Genomic DNA, 16,564 nt, shown 5'->3' with positions numbered 1-16,564 from the left:
ATGTTCGGAGTGATCAGATCTCGATTCTGACCTGATTCCGAAGCACACCTTCAATGTCCGGTGGCGACCAGCCCGGCGGTTTCATCCATTTCCCGTCCTCGCGCATATAGGACCCGGGTTCGAACTTCCGAAGGTTGGCCGCATCCACCTCCTCAAGGACGGACTCGTCATCCACACCGAAGGCGATGAGTGTTCCCACCGTGACGACCGAGATGTCGGCGCACCCGTCAACAACGCCCTCGAGGTCTACTTCGCCTGTGGCTTTGAATACGTGTTCTACGTCGGGATCATTGACAACGATCGAGTCAGTCCCGTTCGTCGCCGTCACTTCAACGCCAAGTGCGGTGACCGTTTCCAGCGCTTCCTCCAGAATCAGTGTGGCACGCAGGATTCGTGTAGCCTCGTCGGGGATGTCGGGAAGGGCCGGGGTCGGCTGACCTACCTTCTGCATGAACTGCTGGACGCGTCGATAATGAGGAGTTGGCATTGACTCTGCGGAGAATGGTGGGATACGAGACGCTCACCAAAAAATCTAACAATTCGCCCGGCCGTTTCGGCGACGTGTGGAAAACTTTACGCGCATCAGGCGGGGCCGGCGCGGATTCGGCAGCCTCAGCGCACGAACGTAACGGTTCGAGAGATTCGATCTGATCCGGACTCGACCGCGATGACATACAGCCCGGAGGCCACTGGTCGACCTTCGCCATCAGTTCCGTCCCACGTTAGTCGGCTCTGACCGACAGGCGTGATGCCATCGGCAAGAGTGCGCACGACGCGACCGAGCACATCCGTCACATATAGTCTGGCTTGCTCCGCGTGACGACTCGTGAACGTAATCGTCGTGGTGGACTGAAACGGGTTCGGGTACACGGCATCCACGCTAAGCGACCGTGGCATCCCGCCCGGCGTCTCGTCCACGGCTGTCGTCAGAGCTCCGTCCTCTATCGTGAGTCCGGGCGTGAGATCCCGTCCGGCCAGACCGGGATGATCTGGGCCAAACCGGTAGAAGCGAAATACTGTGTTGGCGTCACGGTTGAATCCCTCGTCAGGGATTTCTCCGTACTGAGGTACAATGACGGTGTCCGAGACCACGGGACTTATGTATCGCCAGACTTCATCACCATCCGGTGTGATTTCGAGAACTGTTCCGTGCGCTCCGTCCGTCACAAACGTGTTCCCGTTTGGCAGCCGCTCCGCGCCCGACAGGATGGCCGTATAGAGGTCGGTTGGGACCGGTGCCGTGTACGTCCAGACGGGAGCGGCCGGCCCGAATGCGGCGGACGGCACGGGCCAGACGTAGGAACCGTCAGGATTGATGGGTGGCTCCAGTTCTTCAACAGACGAGAAAGCGCCTGCAGGCCGCTGGAATCCGTTGTTAAAGACCAACAGACGATCTTCGCCAACCAGGTCAGGCCCAACCCAGTGCACGTGGTGCTGGCCAAATAGAACCTGGTCCGTTTCGGTGCCGGCTCTGTAGGCTGCGGGGTTTCCCCACCGGTACAGCAGATCGCCACCCCGACCGTATCGACCACCGGTATGCCCGGCAGCCTCCTGCGTGGACGTGCTGTGATCGACGATCCAGACCTCACTGAAGCCTCTATTGCTCAGTACGATCTGGTCCAATTCGGGATGATATGCGACGGAATTGAAGTGAATCCAATCCTTGCCGCGTTCGGCCTGGAAATTGACGTCGATCAGTTCCGGGTGTGCAGCCACGTCGCCGTAGTTGGCGCGGGTCGGATCAAAATCCTGAATCATGTGATCCCAGACGTTCCACTGCCACACGATTTCTCCGCCGAACGACCCTGTCGGCCTCACTTCGATAATCGTCTCCGGCCACACTCCATCTTCTGTGATCCGCAAACTGTCCCGTCCGGCTTCGATGGCTTCCTCGCGCGTCTTGTATACCCAGGCCATCATCAGAACATTACCGTTTGGCAGCGGCTCGATGTCGTGATGCAGCTGAGCCTCGTCGCCGGCCAGTTCGTATGCCCAGACCAGGTTGCCGTCCCAGTCGATTCGTTCTACACGCGCACCGACGCCGCCCGCGTTGAATCTTGAGAAGCCCCGGCCGAAGGTTGCTGTCCGAAGAATGCTACCGTCATCCATCAAGTAGGCGGGATTTGCGATGAGGTAGTCGCTCGGCCAGGTGTGGACGAGCCGTCCTTCCATGTCGACCAGGAAGGTTTGATACGAGGAGCGCGGGGCGAAGAAAGTGTATCCGTCAAATGTACCGGCGTCGGAGTGAATTACACCGACGGTCCTTTCCAGCTGTGCCGTGGCGGTGCCCGCATAAAGCGCGGGTCCGGCCAGAACGGCGCACCACATCCAGGCGATGGCGAGGGAACGGATGTCGTGTAAATTGATGACGGTCATGGGCCCGAATGGTTCGCTGTCGGTTGACGGATGGGTGTCCCGAAAATGTGGCCGCGGAAAGATAGATTCCCAGAAGGGCCCCTTCCAGGCGATTCTGATGCCCAGGGCCATAACGGGATACGAAAAGGGGTAGTCGTGCGTTCGTAGAGGAGAATTAAACAGGAAAGGGGGGCAGAATGTTCAGGGAGTTACTCTTATCCACCGTCCTCGCTGCGACGTGGCTCACACTGGGCTTTCTATTGTGTGGCGTGCTCTACGGCGTCGCCGGGTCACTCTTCGGGCCGTTTCAGCTTATGGCGTGGGAGGAATCGCTGGGTACGATCAGGTTGTGGAATGGCATGTCGATCGGCAGGGTTTCCGTCTGGATGTACGGTATCGCGGTGTTCGTCAGCGTCCTTCCGGTAAACTACTACTGGCTTCGCCGACTTCACCGGCAGTCGCAATGAAACTCTGGTGTCGCCGGTACGTCTTGAGACGTGACATCCAGCATACCACGAAGAGATGAAAGGCACCCTCAGGATATCCACCGTGCGCGGCATAAGCGTTTTCATGCACTGGACGCTACTCGTCTTCTTTGCCTGGCTCTTTGGCATGACGCTCTGGCGAGGCGGCTCCTTGACCACCGCGTTTGGCGGCCTCGCTCTCGTTGGTTCTGTCTTCGGATGTGTGGCGCTCCACGAACTCGGGCACGCTCTGACCGCGAAACGGTTTGGGATAACAACCCGCGACATCACGCTGTACCCGTTCGGAGGAATTGCCCGTCTGCAGAGTGCGCAGATGAAGCCGGCGGAGGAAATGTGGGTGGCGCTTGCCGGTCCGGCGGTGAACGTGGCAATTGCGATCGCACTGTATGTGTTGTCGGGCGTGACTGGTTACTCTGTTGCGGCGGCCGGCTTTCTTCAACCGGGCGGGTTTTTGTCGACGCTGATGTGGCTCAACATTTCGCTGGCTGCATTCAACATGATCCCCGCCTTCCCGATGGATGGTGGGCGTGTTTTGCGCGCCGGACTCGCGTCTCGCATGCGTTATGATGCGGCCACGCAGGTCGCGGTGTTTGTCGGGACCATGATCGCAGCGGGGTTCTTCCTGTTTGGCATCTTCACGTTGAACCCCGTACTGGCGTTCATCGGCGTGTTCGTTTTCTTCGGTGCCCTGCACGAGGCGCAGGCAGTCACCGGCCGGTAGGAGCATCCCGGGGCAGACGCCCACATGAGGCATTGGAGTTCCGGGCATGAGGCCCGCAGCGGCAACTCGCCGTACTTTCACCAGTTGTTATCGGGGCGGGCCGCACAGTAGTCGGCTCGCGTCTCTTTGTTGCCGACGAAGTGAATCAACGAACGAATGAAGCACGCATTTGAGGTTTCGGGGCTCAACCTGAGCGTGGTGCTGGGCCTGATGTTCTTGCTATGGTTGCTGAGTCTCCTTCGGAAAGATGCAAGCATTGTTGACCCGTTCTGGGGTGCCGGCTTCGTAGTTATCGCGTGGGTGACATCGATGTTCGTCGAATCCCACTCGGAACGATCGTGGCTGCTCGTCGCACTGACGACAATCTGGGGCCTGCGATTGACGGGTTTCTTGCTCTGGCGCAACCTCGGCAAGCCCGAGGACTATCGCTACGCCGAAATGCGACAGAAACACGGCCAGCGATTCCCAATTGTGAGTCTGATGACTGTCTTCATGCTGCAGGGTGTGCTCATGTGGCTGGTGTCGTGGCCCGTGCAGTTCGGTCAGATGTCTGTCGCGGCTTCATTCGGGCTGCTGGACGCGGCGGGTGTTGTTCTCTGGGCAACGGGTATGCTCTTTGAAACGGTCGGCGACTACCAGCTGAGTCGGTTCAAGTCCGATCCATCGAATCGGGGGCAAGTGCTCGACACTGGTTTTTGGCGATATACGAGACATCCGAATTACTTCGGTGACTTCTGTGTGTGGTGGGGACTGTACCTGATCGCCGCATCTGCCGGCGTGTGGTGGACGGTCGTGGGGCCGCTGCTGATGAGTTACCTGCTGCTTCGGTTCTCCGGCGTCAGCCTGCTGGAGAGCACGATCGTGGACCGGCGACCATCGTACCGGTCGTACATCGAGCGGACGAACGCCTTCTTCCCGGGTCCGCCGAAGAGAGAAGAGTGAAGCAGTCAAGACGCGGACGTTGCGACATGCCTGAGCGATCTGGCGACAGAGAATCGCGAGGGTTCCCACCACACCTGTCGTGGTGCGATCGAACAAGTACCTGAATTCTATGGTGTCGTTCTCAACTGGCCTGTGCTTCCGTTTCGCACCGTCTCATCAGCACGCCAAGTAGAATCGCCACGACAAACAACGCGGGTACATCGCCTATGAGATTCGCGCGCTCGACCGGATCGACAAATGCCTGCACCGCCATTATTCCAGCGTGCACGACGCTTGACCAAACGGTAAACCAGATCAGGCTGCGGTGCTCCATCGGGTTCTTCGAAGCCAGCAGCAGGAATACGCCGAGCGTAGCATAGATGCCGATGATCATCTGCTCATATTCACTCTGACGCGGTTCCCAGCCCCACCCCGATGGCCAGATCTGCATTAGGGTGATGATCCCGACAATGAAGATGACACCGACCGCGATGAGCGCGATTCGAAGGTGTTTCTCAGAATTTGCAGTGGCCATGTTGGGTGTCCCCGGCAAGTGAAAACTTCGTCGCAATTCCTCCTGTTACAAATAACTAAACAGAAATGCGAGGGGAACACGTCTATTGACGGGTGGGCCAGGGTTGTTCACCGGCGTGTCGACCGGGCCGCTGTCTTCCGGGTAGAGGCGGGAGCGGACTAACTCAGAAGAACTTCCCGAGGTCGCCCAGATCGATCAGTCGAAGCCCGCGTCGCATATAGCTCTGCACACCGGGCACGAAAATGCGCTTCTCCGACAACAACTTCGTGGTGCGTTCGTCACGAATGAAGAGGTAGAAAGCGTACTGGCGTCGGTAGTCACAGCCGGGCTGAACCTCTTCACGCATGTGCCAGGTACCCACGCCCCGAATGATTCGCTCCCTGCAATACTGGCACTGCTTGTACCGGTCCTCCCAGCGACCGTCCGGGTGGAACCGTACGGCTCGGCCGAAGCTGTGGTCGTCGAGCAGCTGCCAGTTTCCGTTCTCGACGCGAACGATTGAGTCCTTGTCGTCAACGGCGGACTTGAGCCCGATGCTGCCCACAGTTCCGGGAGGTAGTGTCCAGCGCGCCTTTACCGCGATGGTGCAGGAGAGGGACTGCGCCTCCGCCACAGACCACACGGCCGGGAGAAGGAAGACGAAAAGGATGGCGATCAGCTTGCGCACGCGGCCGGGGATCTGCTTGGAAGAATGGTGTACCCGTACTACCTGCAGGAACGCAAAAATACGCAACATTCGTAAATCGATTGTTCATACGTCGGCCCACGTGCAACGAGAAACGCGCCGGTGGCGACTCGGGGCCGCGAAGCGAGTTGTTTATTGCAAATGAGGACGTGATTCTGTAAATGGGATTGGAGGAGTCTTCATAAATCAGACGCGAGACGCGGCGTGGTATTCAAATCTCAGGACACACCATACGACGTGTGCATTGTCGGCTCCGGAGCCGGAGGTGGAATGGCAGCACGTACGCTCTGCGAAGCGGGAGTTCGCGTCGTCATGCTGGAGGCTGGGGCGATGTGGGATCCGGTCAACGACGGACACATGTTCGACTGGAATTATGATTCGCCGCGTCGCGGTGCCTCGTCGAAGGAAAGGCCATTCGGAGAATTCGACGGATGCATTGGCGGATGGGACATCGAGGGTGAACCGTATACGCGTGCGGATGGCACGGAATGGGATTGGTTTCGGGCCCGCATGCTCGGAGGCAGAACAAACCACTGGGGCCGTATCTCGCTGAGATTCGGTCCGGACGATTTCCGCCGCAAGAGCATCGACGGAGAAGGCGACGACTGGCCGATCACGTACAAGGATCTCGAACCGTACTACGACCGTCTCGATCGACTTGTAGGCATTTTCGGGTCGCGCGACAACTTCTACAACGCGCCGGATGGTGTTTTCCTGCCGCCGCCGAAACCGCGGTGTTATGAACTGTTGGTGCGTCAGGGCTGCGAGCGGATCGGTATTCCTGTGCTTGCCTCTCGACTCTCGATCCTGACGAAATCGATGAACGGCCGGGCCGCGTGTCATTACTGCGGACAGTGCGGACGCGGCTGCGCTACCAATTCTAACTTCTCGAGCACTTCGGTCTTTCTTCCGCCGGCACTCGAGACCGGTAATCTCACGATCGTGCCAAACGCCATGGCTCGTGAAGTGATGACAGACGCGGAAGGTCGGGCCACGGGTGTGTCGTACGTGGATACGATATCCTTTCAGGAATACCAGGTCAATGCACGCGTCGTGATTCTGGCCGCCAGTGCTTGCGAGACGGCCCGGCTTCTTCTCAATTCGAAATCGTCCCGACATCCGAACGGCCTGGCAAATTCCAGTGACGTCGTAGGTCGCTACCTGATGGATTCGACGGGCGCCGGCGTCACGGGATTCTTTCCGCAACTGCTGGATCACGTGCCGCACAACGGAGACGGTGTCGGCGGGGCGCACATTTACATTCCGTGGTGGCTTGAACGCGAGCGCACGGCGTTTCTTCGTGGCTACCATATGGAGGTGTGGGGCGGTCGTGGCATGCCCGGCTATGGCGCGCTCAATGGCGTTCAGCATCTGAACGGACAGATGGCAGTCGCGAATGGCAAGGCTCGGAGCAAGGGCGGCGGAGGATTCGGACTCCAATTGAAGGAAGACTACAGGAGCCTGTATGGTGCGGTGATCGGACTGGAGGGGCGCGGCGAGATGATAGCTCGCCGCGAAAACCACTGCGCCATCGATCCCGATGTCGTCGACAAATACGGTATCCCCGTATTGCGGTTTGACGTCAGGTGGAGCGATCAGGAGATTCGTCAGGTGAAGCATTTTCACGAGACGGCCCGTGAAATCATCCATGCGATGGGTGGAACACCGGTTGGTGACATGCCCGGAGCTGCCGAGAACTACGGGATTCTGGCGCCCGGGCGGATCATTCACGAAGTGGGCGTCACGCGCATGGGGACGGACGCGAAGACGTCGGCGCTGAATGCAGACTGCCAGGCGCATGACGTCGACAATCTGTTTGTCGCCGATGCCGGTCCGTTCGTGTCGCAGCCCCACAAGAACCCGACGTGGACAATCATGGCGCTCGCTATGCGGACGTCGGAGTTCGTCGCCGAAGAACTGAGCCGTCGCAACCTTTAGCCGATCGTGTCATGGACAGAAGAGACTCTTTGAAACTGATTGCTCTCACGCCCTTTGTGGGCGGGCTCGCCTGTCGGCAGGCAGCGAAAACGCCGGGTGCTGTGCCGGGCGTGACTGCTGAGAGCGTGTTTGTTGACTATGAGATACAGTTCTTCTCGGAGGCAGAATTTCGGACCGTGCGGCTGTTGGCCGACATGATCATTCCACGGGATGATCGCTCGGGTGGCGCGTCGGACGCGTACGTGCCCGAGTTCATCGATTTCACGGTGAACGATCGGCCGGATCTGCGGACGCCGATTCGCGGCGGCATTCACTGGCTCGACAGCGTATGTCGTCGCCGGTTTGGATCCGCCTTCTCGGATTGTTCGGAGGCGGACCAGGCGGCCATGCTCGAGGATATAGCGTTCCCGGATGTTGCTCCGCTTGAGTACAGGGCCGGAGTGCAGTTCTTCAATTCGTTTCGCGATCTGGTGGCGTCGGGGTTCTGGTCGAGTCGCATGGGTGTTGACGATCTTCAGTATACCGGCAATGTGGCGCTGGCGAGTTGGGACGGATGTCCGGTCGAGGCCCTGGACCGGCTCGGCGTGTCGTACGACTGAGACGTAGCGAGTCTTCCGAGTGGCTGCCGTTGGTTCTTGCCCTCTGCGTCGTGTGTTGCCGCCTCATCTTCTGGTGCTGCTTGAGTGGATTCCGACATGAAGTGAGGCGACATTATCTTGTTCACCGTCTCCCACCTGAAACTCCTGCTCCAAAACCTGGATATGTTACATAAGTCTGTCATCCCGCTTCTACTCCTGGCCTGCTCACTCAATTTGCTTCAGAAATCGCAAGCCCAGTTTCGCGTCTCGCGGCTCATTGGCGATGGCATGGTCATGCAGCGGGGCGCAGAGGTCCCCGTCTGGGGCTGGGCACTGCCCGGCGAGCGAGTGAGTGTGATTCTCGAGGGCCGGCGACACTCATCTGTGGCAGATGCTGACGGGCGCTGGAAAGTCGTGCTCGGTGCGCTGCAGCCCCCGGGACCGTACGAGATGCAGATACAGGGCCCCGGAGAATCTGTGGTTGTCAAAGACATTCTGGTTGGCGACGTGTGGGTGGCGTCGGGACAATCAAACATGGAGTGGGTCGTCGCAGACGCGGATGGTATCGCCGTCGAGGATTCTGCGATTCGTCATTTCAAGGTGCCAAGGTCGTGGTCGGATGAGCCGGAGGATTCGCTGGCCGGAGGTCTCTGGGAGAAAGCCGATGCCGAACACATCCCCGCGTTTACGGCTGTCGGCTACTACTTCGCTCACGCACTGAGGGAGCACATCGATGTCCCTATCGGGATCATCAATACATCCTGGGGTGGAAGCAGGATCGAACCGTGGATGAGCGCAAGAACGCTCGGGATTGATGAAGATACTCGTGAAAAGCTGCGCGCGGACGATCAAGCTCGAAAGGAAGCGGTACGCGAACGTCTGAGGTCGCGCATCGGCGTTATTCCGGAGAGTGACGCAGGCCTTATCGACGGCGTCGCCTACTGGGCGGACCCGGAACTGGACGACAGCGCATGGATTGAGATTGCGGTGCCGTCGACATGGGAGGCGGCGGGCTTCGAAGGAGTAGATGGTGTCGCGTGGTATCGCACCGAACTCGCACTGACGGAGGGTGAAATCGCCGGTGGCATCACGCTTGGACTCGGGATGATCGATGACTCCGACATCAGCTGGGTGAATGGAGTCGAAGTAGGTCGGACGGACAATGCCTGGAATGAGGCCCGCCGCTACGACGTCCCGGCATCTGTCCTTCGAGCGGGCGAGAACGTAATTACCGTGCGGGTTTCCGACGCCTGGGGAGCCGGTGGCATCGCGGGCCCGCCGGAGACCGTTTTCGTCGAGGTTGGAGCTGAGCAGCGTCTGCTTCCGGAGACGTGGCGGTTTATGTTCGGGCAAGTCAGTCTAGAAGCGGTAGGCAACAAGAATCAGCTGCCGATGCTGCTCTGGAACAAAATGATTCATCCGCTTCAGCCGTTTCCCGTCAACGGATTCATCTGGTATCAGGGGGAATCGAACGCGGGCAGTGTCGAGGACGCAGAGGTGTATGCCACGCTCTTCACGGACATGATCCAGAGCTGGCGCACGGAGTGGGGTCAGGGTGATCTTCCGTTCCTGTGGGCTCAACTCGCGAACTACATGGCCGTTGACGAGGATCCACCGGTGTCGAGTAGTTGGGCGGTACTGCGTGAGTCGCAGTCTGCAGCGCTGTCACTCCCGAATTCCGGGCAGGCAATCCTGATCGACATCGGTGATTCGGACGACATTCATCCGCGCAACAAGCAAGACGTCGGGAAGCGTCTGGCCCTGGCTGCGCTTAAGATCACCTATGGCAAGAACGTGGTCCACTCCGGACCCACGTATGGCAGCCATGAAATCAAGGACGGCCGCGTAATCGTCCGGTTTGATCACGTCGGCGACGGGCTCGTGACACGAGGAGATATCTTGAGCGGGTTCGCCATCGCCGGAGCCGATGGTCGCTTTGTCTGGGCGAACGCACAGATCGAAGAAGACCGTATCGCCGTATGGAGCGATGATGTGCCGGAGCCTGTTGCGGTCCGATATGCCTGGGGCGACAACCCCGAAAGTGCGAACCTGTATAACTCGGAGGGCCTTCCGGCGTCGCCGTTCAGAACTGACTCGTGGCGCTGACTCCCTGAGTTGCGTTTCGTATTGCAGCAATCGCATCGGCAGGCAGGAGTCCTGATCGGCACGGCCTTCCGGAGACTGCGGGATTTCGGGCCGGTCCGGCAGGATTCCTTCTTTCCGGATAAGACGATGCCGTTCGACAACGGTCGTTGACGATTCCGGTCGCGGCCGGAGTCCGAGTCCGGTGGACACTCCCCGACATCTCCAAGCCCACGATCAGAACTGGACCTTCTCGAGAAATGCCACACTCTGCGGGATATTCGCCAGCTGATCGGTCGATTCGTCCTCGATGTAGTACCGTTTGACGCCGATTTCCTTCGCGGCTCTAAGGACTCCCGGGTAATCGATCTGCCCGGTTCCGACGGCTACGTCCGCCTCGGCGGGCGCCCCGCCGGAATGGTCGCCAGTCTGGTGCCCCTTCTTCATGTCTTTGATGTGCATGAGCGTCCATCGGTCGGGATACCGATGCAGGAGGGCGACCGGATCGGTGCCCGCATTGGCGACCCAGAATACGTCCATCTGAAACTCGACGAGCTCGGGATCGGTCTCTTCAGCGATTACGTCAAATGGTGTTTTCCCGTTCGGTCCGGGCTCAAATTCGTAGCCATGGACGTGATAGAAGAACTGGAGGCCACGTTTCTTCGCCGCGGCTCCCCACGTGTTGAGATAGTCGGCTTCCATCCGCGCCGTGTCGAAGGTGAAGGGTTTGCGGTACTGCTCAGGAATCCAGGCAAGGCCGACGTACTCGACACCAAGTGCCACGGCTTCGTCAAGTACAACGTCGACACTGTCCCGGATACGGTCGTGGTCGACGTGCATCGAGGTGCCTTTCAGATCCGCGGCGGCAAGAGTGTTGCGGAAGTCGCTGGGCGTCAGTCCATATGTTCCGGCCAGTTCGACTTCTCGGAAGCCCATCGTGCGGGCGGTCTGAAGTGCGTCTGTGAGGTTGTCGGCAGTATACTCGCGCAGACTCCAGAGTTGCAGGCCGATTGGCCCATCGAAGTCACCTTCAAACGAGATGTGCCTGTGTGTTGTATCGTTCATGACGGCGTCATTGTCGTGGTCTGCGGCCCGATGGGGTGCGCAGGAAAGGAGGGTGGCCGCGAGGGCGAACGAGATGAGCAGACCTGGCGAGCGTTTCATGATCTATCGATGGGCTCCGGGAATGGAGTGTCCGGCTGCTGGCGTCAAGTGCGATTCGGCATTCAAGACAACAAAATCGGTAACATAGAAATAGGAAACCCGTTCGATCGAGGTACGAATCGAGCAACCGGACCTCGAGAAACCCCGGCAAGACTAAGATGGACAACAAGACAACCCTCCGTGTCGCAACCTTCAGCCTGGTAACCATGCTATTAATCGCACCGTCGTCGGCGCAAAGCGTTGGCGTATTCGAAGGCCACACTGACGTCGGCGATGTCAGAATACGCGGCGCGGCCACGTACGACGCCGAGAGCGAGGAGTACCGTATTTCCGGTGCCGGCTACAACGTATGGTTCGATCACGACGAGTTTCACTTTGTCTGGAAGCGACTCAGCGGCGACTTCATCGTGAGGGCCCACGCGCGATTCATTGGAGAGGGGGTGGATCCCCATAGAAAACTGGGATGGATGGTACGATCGAGCCTTGATTCGAACGCGACGCACGTCAGCGCCGTCGTCCACGGCGATGGTCTGACTTCGCTTCAGATGCGTAAAGCAGTAGGCGGACAGACGGAGGAAGTGCGTGCGTCGATCACGGGGGCGGACGTAATTCAACTTGAACGGCGCGCGAATACCTACACGATGTCGGTCGCCCGTTTCGGTGACCCGCTCATCACGGAGCAGACGTCCGATCTTGTTCTTGGCGAGAGCGTGTACGTCGGTCTTTTTGTCTCATCACACAATGAGGACGTTCTGGAAGAGGCGGTGTTTGAGAACGTGCGCATTGTCGCCCCGGCCCCCGATGACTTCGTTCCGTATGAGGACTATATCGGGAGCAACCTCGAAATCATGGATATCGAGACAAGCCGTAGAAGGGTCCTTTATCGATCTTCCGAGTCGCTGCAGGCGCCGAACTGGACCACGGATGGCAAAGCGCTCATTTACAATAGCAATGGCCTGCTGTTTCGATTCGACCTGCAAACGAGGATGCCGGTAGCGATCAATACGGGTTTCGCAACGCAGAACAACAACGACCACGTGCTGTCATTTGACGGGCGGCAGCTGGCGATCAGTCATCACAGCGCTGAGGACGACGAGACGTCTATCATCTACACAGTACCGGTGGAAGGCGGTATACCGCAGAGAGTTACAGCCAGAGGGCCTTCTTATCTCCATGGCTGGTCGCCCGACGGAAGACATCTTGTGTACACAGCCAGGCGAGATGGAGATTATGACATCTTCAAGATTCCCGTGGAGGGTGGTGAGGAGGTGCGCCTGACGAGCACTCCCGGTCTGGACGACGGTCCCGAATACAGCCCGGACGGCAAGTACGTCTACTTCAATTCTGTGCGCAGCGGCACGATGCAGATCTGGCGGATGAGGCCCGACGGTAGTGAGCCGGAGCAATTGACGGAGGACTCATTCAACAACTGGTTTCCGCATGTGTCGCCGGACGGAGAGCGAATCGTGTTTCTGTCGTTCCACTCGGACGTGGATCCTGGCGATCATCCGTTCTACAGGCACGTTCTCCTCCGCATGATGTCGGCGGACGGTAGCGCTCCGGAGGTGATCGCATATGTCTACGGTGGTCAGGGGACGATCAATGTGCCGTCGTGGTCGCCGGACAGTAAGAGTATTGCATTCGTCAGCAACACGATCCAGTAGTTCAGGTCGAGGCCTGCCTGGGTTGCAGACGGTTCGTCACGTCCAGAGGAGCGGCACGTCCATGCGGACGTCGAAGAGGAGGATCTCACTATCCTCTTCAAATGCAAGATCGATACGATTGACGTTTGTGATACCCGCTCCGTCCCCGGACTCCAGCGTCAGGCCGGCGACGAGCATTTTTCCGCGGACAACCTGAATCCACCCGCCGCGGCCATCTTCAACCGTGTGTGTGAGAGAGTCTGCCGGTGCAAAAAGTCCTGCGTAGATGAACGCATCGGTATTGATTGGCATACTGTCGCCGCGTGCGTCCGGTGATACATAGAGACGGAGTCTACCCTGTCGCTCTTCGCGCGAGAACCCTTTCTGGAAATACGCGAACTCCGTACCCGGGCGGTCGGGAACGAGCCACATCTGATAGTTGTGTTCAAGCTCGTCGTGAATGTTCTCTTCGCTATGCACCATGCCCGCGCTCCCGGCACTGATGAGCTGCATCTCGCCCGATGTCACGCCTGCGCGGTGGCCGAAGCTGTCCTCGTGCGTCAGCGTGCCGGCTGAGACGTATGTGACGATCTCGACGTCCCGGTGGGGATGAGCGGAGAATCCGGAGTGCGGCTGAATATGATTCTCGACCATAACGCGCAGCGGACCGAAGTGTACCCAGTCCGGGTCGCGGTAGTTGGCGAACGAGAACGTCATCCAGTTGTCCGTCCACCCGAAATCCTCGAAGCCCCGTTCGTGGCTTCGGCGAACGCGAAGGGTTGGTGCGGATGTAGTGCCGTTGGTGTCGGGCTTGTTCATTCTGACAGATAATTGATCAACGGATTGCGTTCCGGGATTGGACCGCGCTAATGGCATCATGCTGCAGGCGGGGCGCCTGTGGCGAAGTCGCAAACGTCAAAATACACAGCGCAGGATGTTTGTGGGTAGACCACTCTCGCATGCGGCTAACGTGATCGTTGACGGAGCAACGGTTCACGCATGAAGGCGGAGAATCCAGGCCAGCCAAGAAAGGACAGGGCTGGAAGTGCGATCAGCGTATCTCGATTGACTGCTCCAGCGCCGCGACCAATTCGTCCAACGCTACCGAGGCACCGAGTATGCAGCTATCGGCACCGGCGTATGGAATGATCAGCTGATCCTTCCAACGGTAGTTGGCGCACGTGAAGACCACGTTGTTGACGCCGAGGTCCGAATCACCCAGCCGTTCTTGAGGCGTCGATGGTCGCATGAGCGGTTCGATACGGGCCTCGACGATCTGCTCGGCACGGCAGTCCAGCAGTGCGGCTGAGAGGTCGTACTCGCGTGAACCCCCACTGGTGAAGTGTCCCTGATGGTAAATCATGGCATAGCGGTCGTTGCCAACGGGAATAGGAGGGCCGCCCGCGCCCACCCACGAGGTCTCGAATTCGCGGTAGCGATAGCTGGCCATTATCATCCCCCTGGAATGCCAGGGTCCTGCGGGATCCTGCGCCTCGGCGAGGTGAATCGCCATGGCGTCCGGCCCCTCCATCGGGCGGTGCAGCAACAGCCACTTCCCGGATACACTGTCCGGCAAGACCGCGGCGTTCTTGTTGTCGACGTTGTTTACATCTCCCTCGACCGGGCCACGAAGATTCCAGTGCAAGAAGTCCTCGGTCGTTGCCAGGCAAATCCGGACCTGCCGTTCGGAAGTTGGATCCTCCGGATCGAGGTTGGAGTAGCCCGTGTAGTACAGATAGTACGTGTCGCCGATCCGCGTGCAGCGTGGGTCCTCCACACCGAGGTTGTGGAACGGCGCGGTTGGCTTCAGCACGGGCTCGCCCCACCGCTTGACCAGCTCCAGCGACGGAGTGAGTATCGCGAGTCCCAGGCTCGATGCGGCATGTTGTATGTCTGGTCCGACCTCGCCCTGCGCCCGGTAAAGCATCACCACGGTGCCTCCTTCCGATCGCAGATGTTCTCGATCTTCCGTCGACAGGTTCCAGTTTCCGAAGAGCACGTCCAGCTTCGCACCAGCCTCAACGAGTACGGCGGCAGGGTTTAGAACCACCCGCGATTCCCAGGCGTGATCGGGTCGTGCTTCGAGTACAGCGCGCCCCTCATGCATCCGCACCACGTCGACTCCCGGGTCTGCCGTTATCGTTCGTTCCATCGATGTCAACTGTTGTTGTGCACGGCAAGATCTCGTCAGGACGACGGGTCTATCTCTTTAGCAGATGATCCATCACGGACTGAAGAGGGGCGGAGGCGTGGCCAATAACTCGATCCGCTGCACCGTAGTACACGTGAAGCTCGCCGTCTATGACAACTGCACCTTCAGGAAAAACCACGTTGTCTACATCTCCGTACAACTCGAAGTCAAGCTCTGGCTCAAGGACCGGATGCGTCGTCCGGGCAATCACGACGCGTGGGTCATCCCGATCAAGTAGTGCTAACCCGGCACGGTAAACATGGTCGGCGTCCACACCGTGATAAATGATGAGCCATCCTTCTGCCGTTTCGATCGGCGTCGGCCCAACTCCGATTTTCTTCGATTCCCATGTCTGTTCGCTCCGCATCACGACGTGCTGATCCAGATTGTCCATGTGACTCTGCCAGAACCCATCGGGCGGCTGAAGGAGCTGCGCAAGGTCATCAAAAAAGACCAACTGGATGTCGGGAGTAATGCGATGCAACATCGCGATCCGACCTCCGATTCGTCCCGGAAAGATGACGGCGTCTTTGTCGCATACCGGTGGACCAACGACCCCGTGTTTCTTCAGGCCCACGAAATCGTGGCTGGACGCCAGCCCGATTCGCACACCGTTGTGTGGGTCGAATGCCGGGCGACAGAGCGCTGTGTATGTGATGAGGTATGTGTCGTCTATTCTCGATATCCGCGGATCCTCAGCACCGTACACATCGAAGTCCCGATCTGGCTTGATGTAGGGGGTCTCACGGGGGACAAAGGTGAGTCCATCCTTGCTCGAGGCATATCCGATGTAAGAGATGTAGCTCTGGTCAAATCCCATCTCTGGTCCGTGCGGATCAGGCTCTGCCAGTGGGATACGCCGATAGCCCTGAGGGATAGCTCGAAACAGGAGGTGAACACGTCCGTCCTCGTACCATGTGCCAGGGTTGAAGACCGCCCCGCTCGCCCACGTCAGATCCGGGAACGGCTTTAGTACCGGGTGTGGTGACTTTATAAATGGGGTCATGTGAGAATGGATGATTGCGATATGGGAGGCACTTTCAAGTACCAAGGAAATGGTCGATTTCGGAGTCTTCGAGGAGTTGAAATCGGCTCTGGGTCAGGTTGATGACAAGTGCGAGCCGGCGTGATTGTACATCGGATCCAACCGTGAATACGCGGTACAGGTATTCTTCGCCATTCACCGTGTCCTGGACGGGATCGCTTCCACGAGCGAACAGCCACTGTCTGGCCTCTGGAATCTGCTCGATCTCGAGAATGCTGAAC

Annotated in this window: 15 protein-coding genes and 1 pseudogene; 7 read left to right on the top strand and 9 right to left on the bottom strand. The window is 58.8% G+C overall.

Annotated features, from left to right (window positions below; all coding sequences use genetic code 11):
• Positions 1-13: 13 nt before the first annotated feature.
• Both HKN37_13090 and HKN37_13085 read right to left on the bottom strand, forming a co-directional pair.
• On the bottom strand, positions 14-487 hold the full coding sequence (locus HKN37_13090) for a hypothetical protein (protein NNE47582.1): 474 nt from the start codon (positions 485-487) through the stop codon (positions 14-16).
• Between the two features lie 125 nt (positions 488-612).
• Positions 613-2,376, bottom strand: coding sequence for a T9SS type A sorting domain-containing protein (locus HKN37_13085; GenBank protein ID NNE47581.1), 1,764 nt, complete (start codon positions 2,374-2,376; stop codon positions 613-615).
• Positions 2,377-2,552: 176 nt separating this feature from the next.
• Between HKN37_13085 and HKN37_13080 the strand changes: the two are divergent.
• The 3 genes and pseudogenes from HKN37_13080 to HKN37_13070 all read left to right on the top strand — a co-directional run bounded on the left by HKN37_13080 (position 2,553) and on the right by HKN37_13070 (position 4,503).
• A pseudogene (locus tag HKN37_13080) lies at positions 2,553-2,753 on the top strand (hypothetical protein).
• A gap of 124 nt (positions 2,754-2,877) precedes the next feature.
• A complete protein-coding gene (locus tag HKN37_13075; GenBank protein NNE47580.1) occupies positions 2,878-3,561 on the top strand; it encodes a hypothetical protein in 684 nt (227 codons plus the stop codon).
• 156 nt (positions 3,562-3,717) lie between these two features.
• Positions 3,718-4,503 carry a DUF1295 domain-containing protein gene (locus tag HKN37_13070; GenBank protein NNE47579.1) on the top strand — a complete coding sequence of 262 codons (786 nt, stop codon included), beginning with the start codon at positions 3,718-3,720 and terminating at the stop codon, positions 4,501-4,503.
• Positions 4,504-4,624: 121 nt separating this feature from the next.
• On the opposite strand, the gene HKN37_13065 is transcribed toward HKN37_13070, so the two are convergent.
• Both HKN37_13065 and HKN37_13060 read right to left on the bottom strand, forming a co-directional pair.
• A complete protein-coding gene (locus HKN37_13065) occupies positions 4,625-5,017 on the bottom strand; it encodes a hypothetical protein (GenBank protein NNE47578.1) in 393 nt (130 codons plus the stop codon).
• A gap of 163 nt (positions 5,018-5,180) precedes the next feature.
• Positions 5,181-5,753: a hypothetical protein gene (locus tag HKN37_13060; protein NNE47577.1), complete on the bottom strand. Its 573-nt coding sequence runs from the start codon at positions 5,751-5,753 to the stop codon at positions 5,181-5,183.
• A 219-nt stretch (positions 5,754-5,972) separates the two neighbouring features.
• Here HKN37_13060 and HKN37_13055 point away from each other — a divergent pair, with 219 nt between their 5' ends.
• From HKN37_13055 to HKN37_13045, 3 genes are all read left to right on the top strand, one after another.
• Complete coding sequence (locus tag HKN37_13055) at positions 5,973-7,640, top strand: GMC family oxidoreductase (GenBank protein ID NNE47576.1); 1,668 nt, start codon at positions 5,973-5,975, stop codon at positions 7,638-7,640.
• Between the two features lie 11 nt (positions 7,641-7,651).
• A complete protein-coding gene (locus HKN37_13050) occupies positions 7,652-8,239 on the top strand; it encodes a gluconate 2-dehydrogenase subunit 3 family protein (protein ID NNE47575.1) in 588 nt (195 codons plus the stop codon).
• 162 nt (positions 8,240-8,401) lie between these two features.
• Positions 8,402-10,324, top strand: a complete 1,923-nt coding sequence (locus HKN37_13045; protein NNE47574.1) for a 9-O-acetylesterase — start codon at positions 8,402-8,404, stop codon at positions 10,322-10,324.
• 213 nt (positions 10,325-10,537) lie between these two features.
• Here HKN37_13045 and HKN37_13040 read toward each other — a convergent pair whose 3' ends face one another.
• Entirely contained in the window at positions 10,538-11,464 is a 927-nt protein-coding gene (locus HKN37_13040; GenBank protein ID NNE47573.1) for a sugar phosphate isomerase/epimerase, read from the bottom strand.
• 158 nt (positions 11,465-11,622) lie between these two features.
• Here HKN37_13040 and HKN37_13035 point away from each other — a divergent pair, with 158 nt between their 5' ends.
• On the top strand, positions 11,623-13,128 hold the full coding sequence (locus tag HKN37_13035; protein NNE47572.1) for a TolB family protein: 1,506 nt from the start codon (positions 11,623-11,625) through the stop codon (positions 13,126-13,128).
• 36 nt (positions 13,129-13,164) lie between these two features.
• Here HKN37_13035 and HKN37_13030 read toward each other — a convergent pair whose 3' ends face one another.
• The 4 genes from HKN37_13030 to HKN37_13015 form a co-directional block, all read right to left on the bottom strand.
• A complete protein-coding gene (locus tag HKN37_13030; protein ID NNE47571.1) occupies positions 13,165-13,926 on the bottom strand; it encodes a pirin family protein in 762 nt (253 codons plus the stop codon).
• A 232-nt stretch (positions 13,927-14,158) separates the two neighbouring features.
• Positions 14,159-15,259 (bottom strand): glycosidase, encoded by a 1,101-nt coding sequence (locus tag HKN37_13025; GenBank protein ID NNE47570.1) that lies wholly within the window; start codon positions 15,257-15,259, stop codon positions 14,159-14,161.
• A gap of 49 nt (positions 15,260-15,308) precedes the next feature.
• The gene (locus HKN37_13020) at positions 15,309-16,304 is read right to left on the bottom strand and encodes a glycosidase (protein ID NNE47569.1); all 996 of its coding nucleotides are present in this window, start codon (positions 16,302-16,304) and stop codon (positions 15,309-15,311) included.
• A 34-nt stretch (positions 16,305-16,338) separates the two neighbouring features.
• Positions 16,339-16,564: hypothetical protein (locus HKN37_13015; protein NNE47568.1), on the bottom strand; the 226-nt coding region annotated here is incomplete at its 5' end.

This window comes from Rhodothermales bacterium (genome assembly GCA_013002345.1).
Lineage (GTDB): Bacteria > Bacteroidota > Rhodothermia > Rhodothermales > JABDKH01 > JABDKH01.
This window is presented reverse-complemented; position numbering and strand designations above follow the sequence as displayed.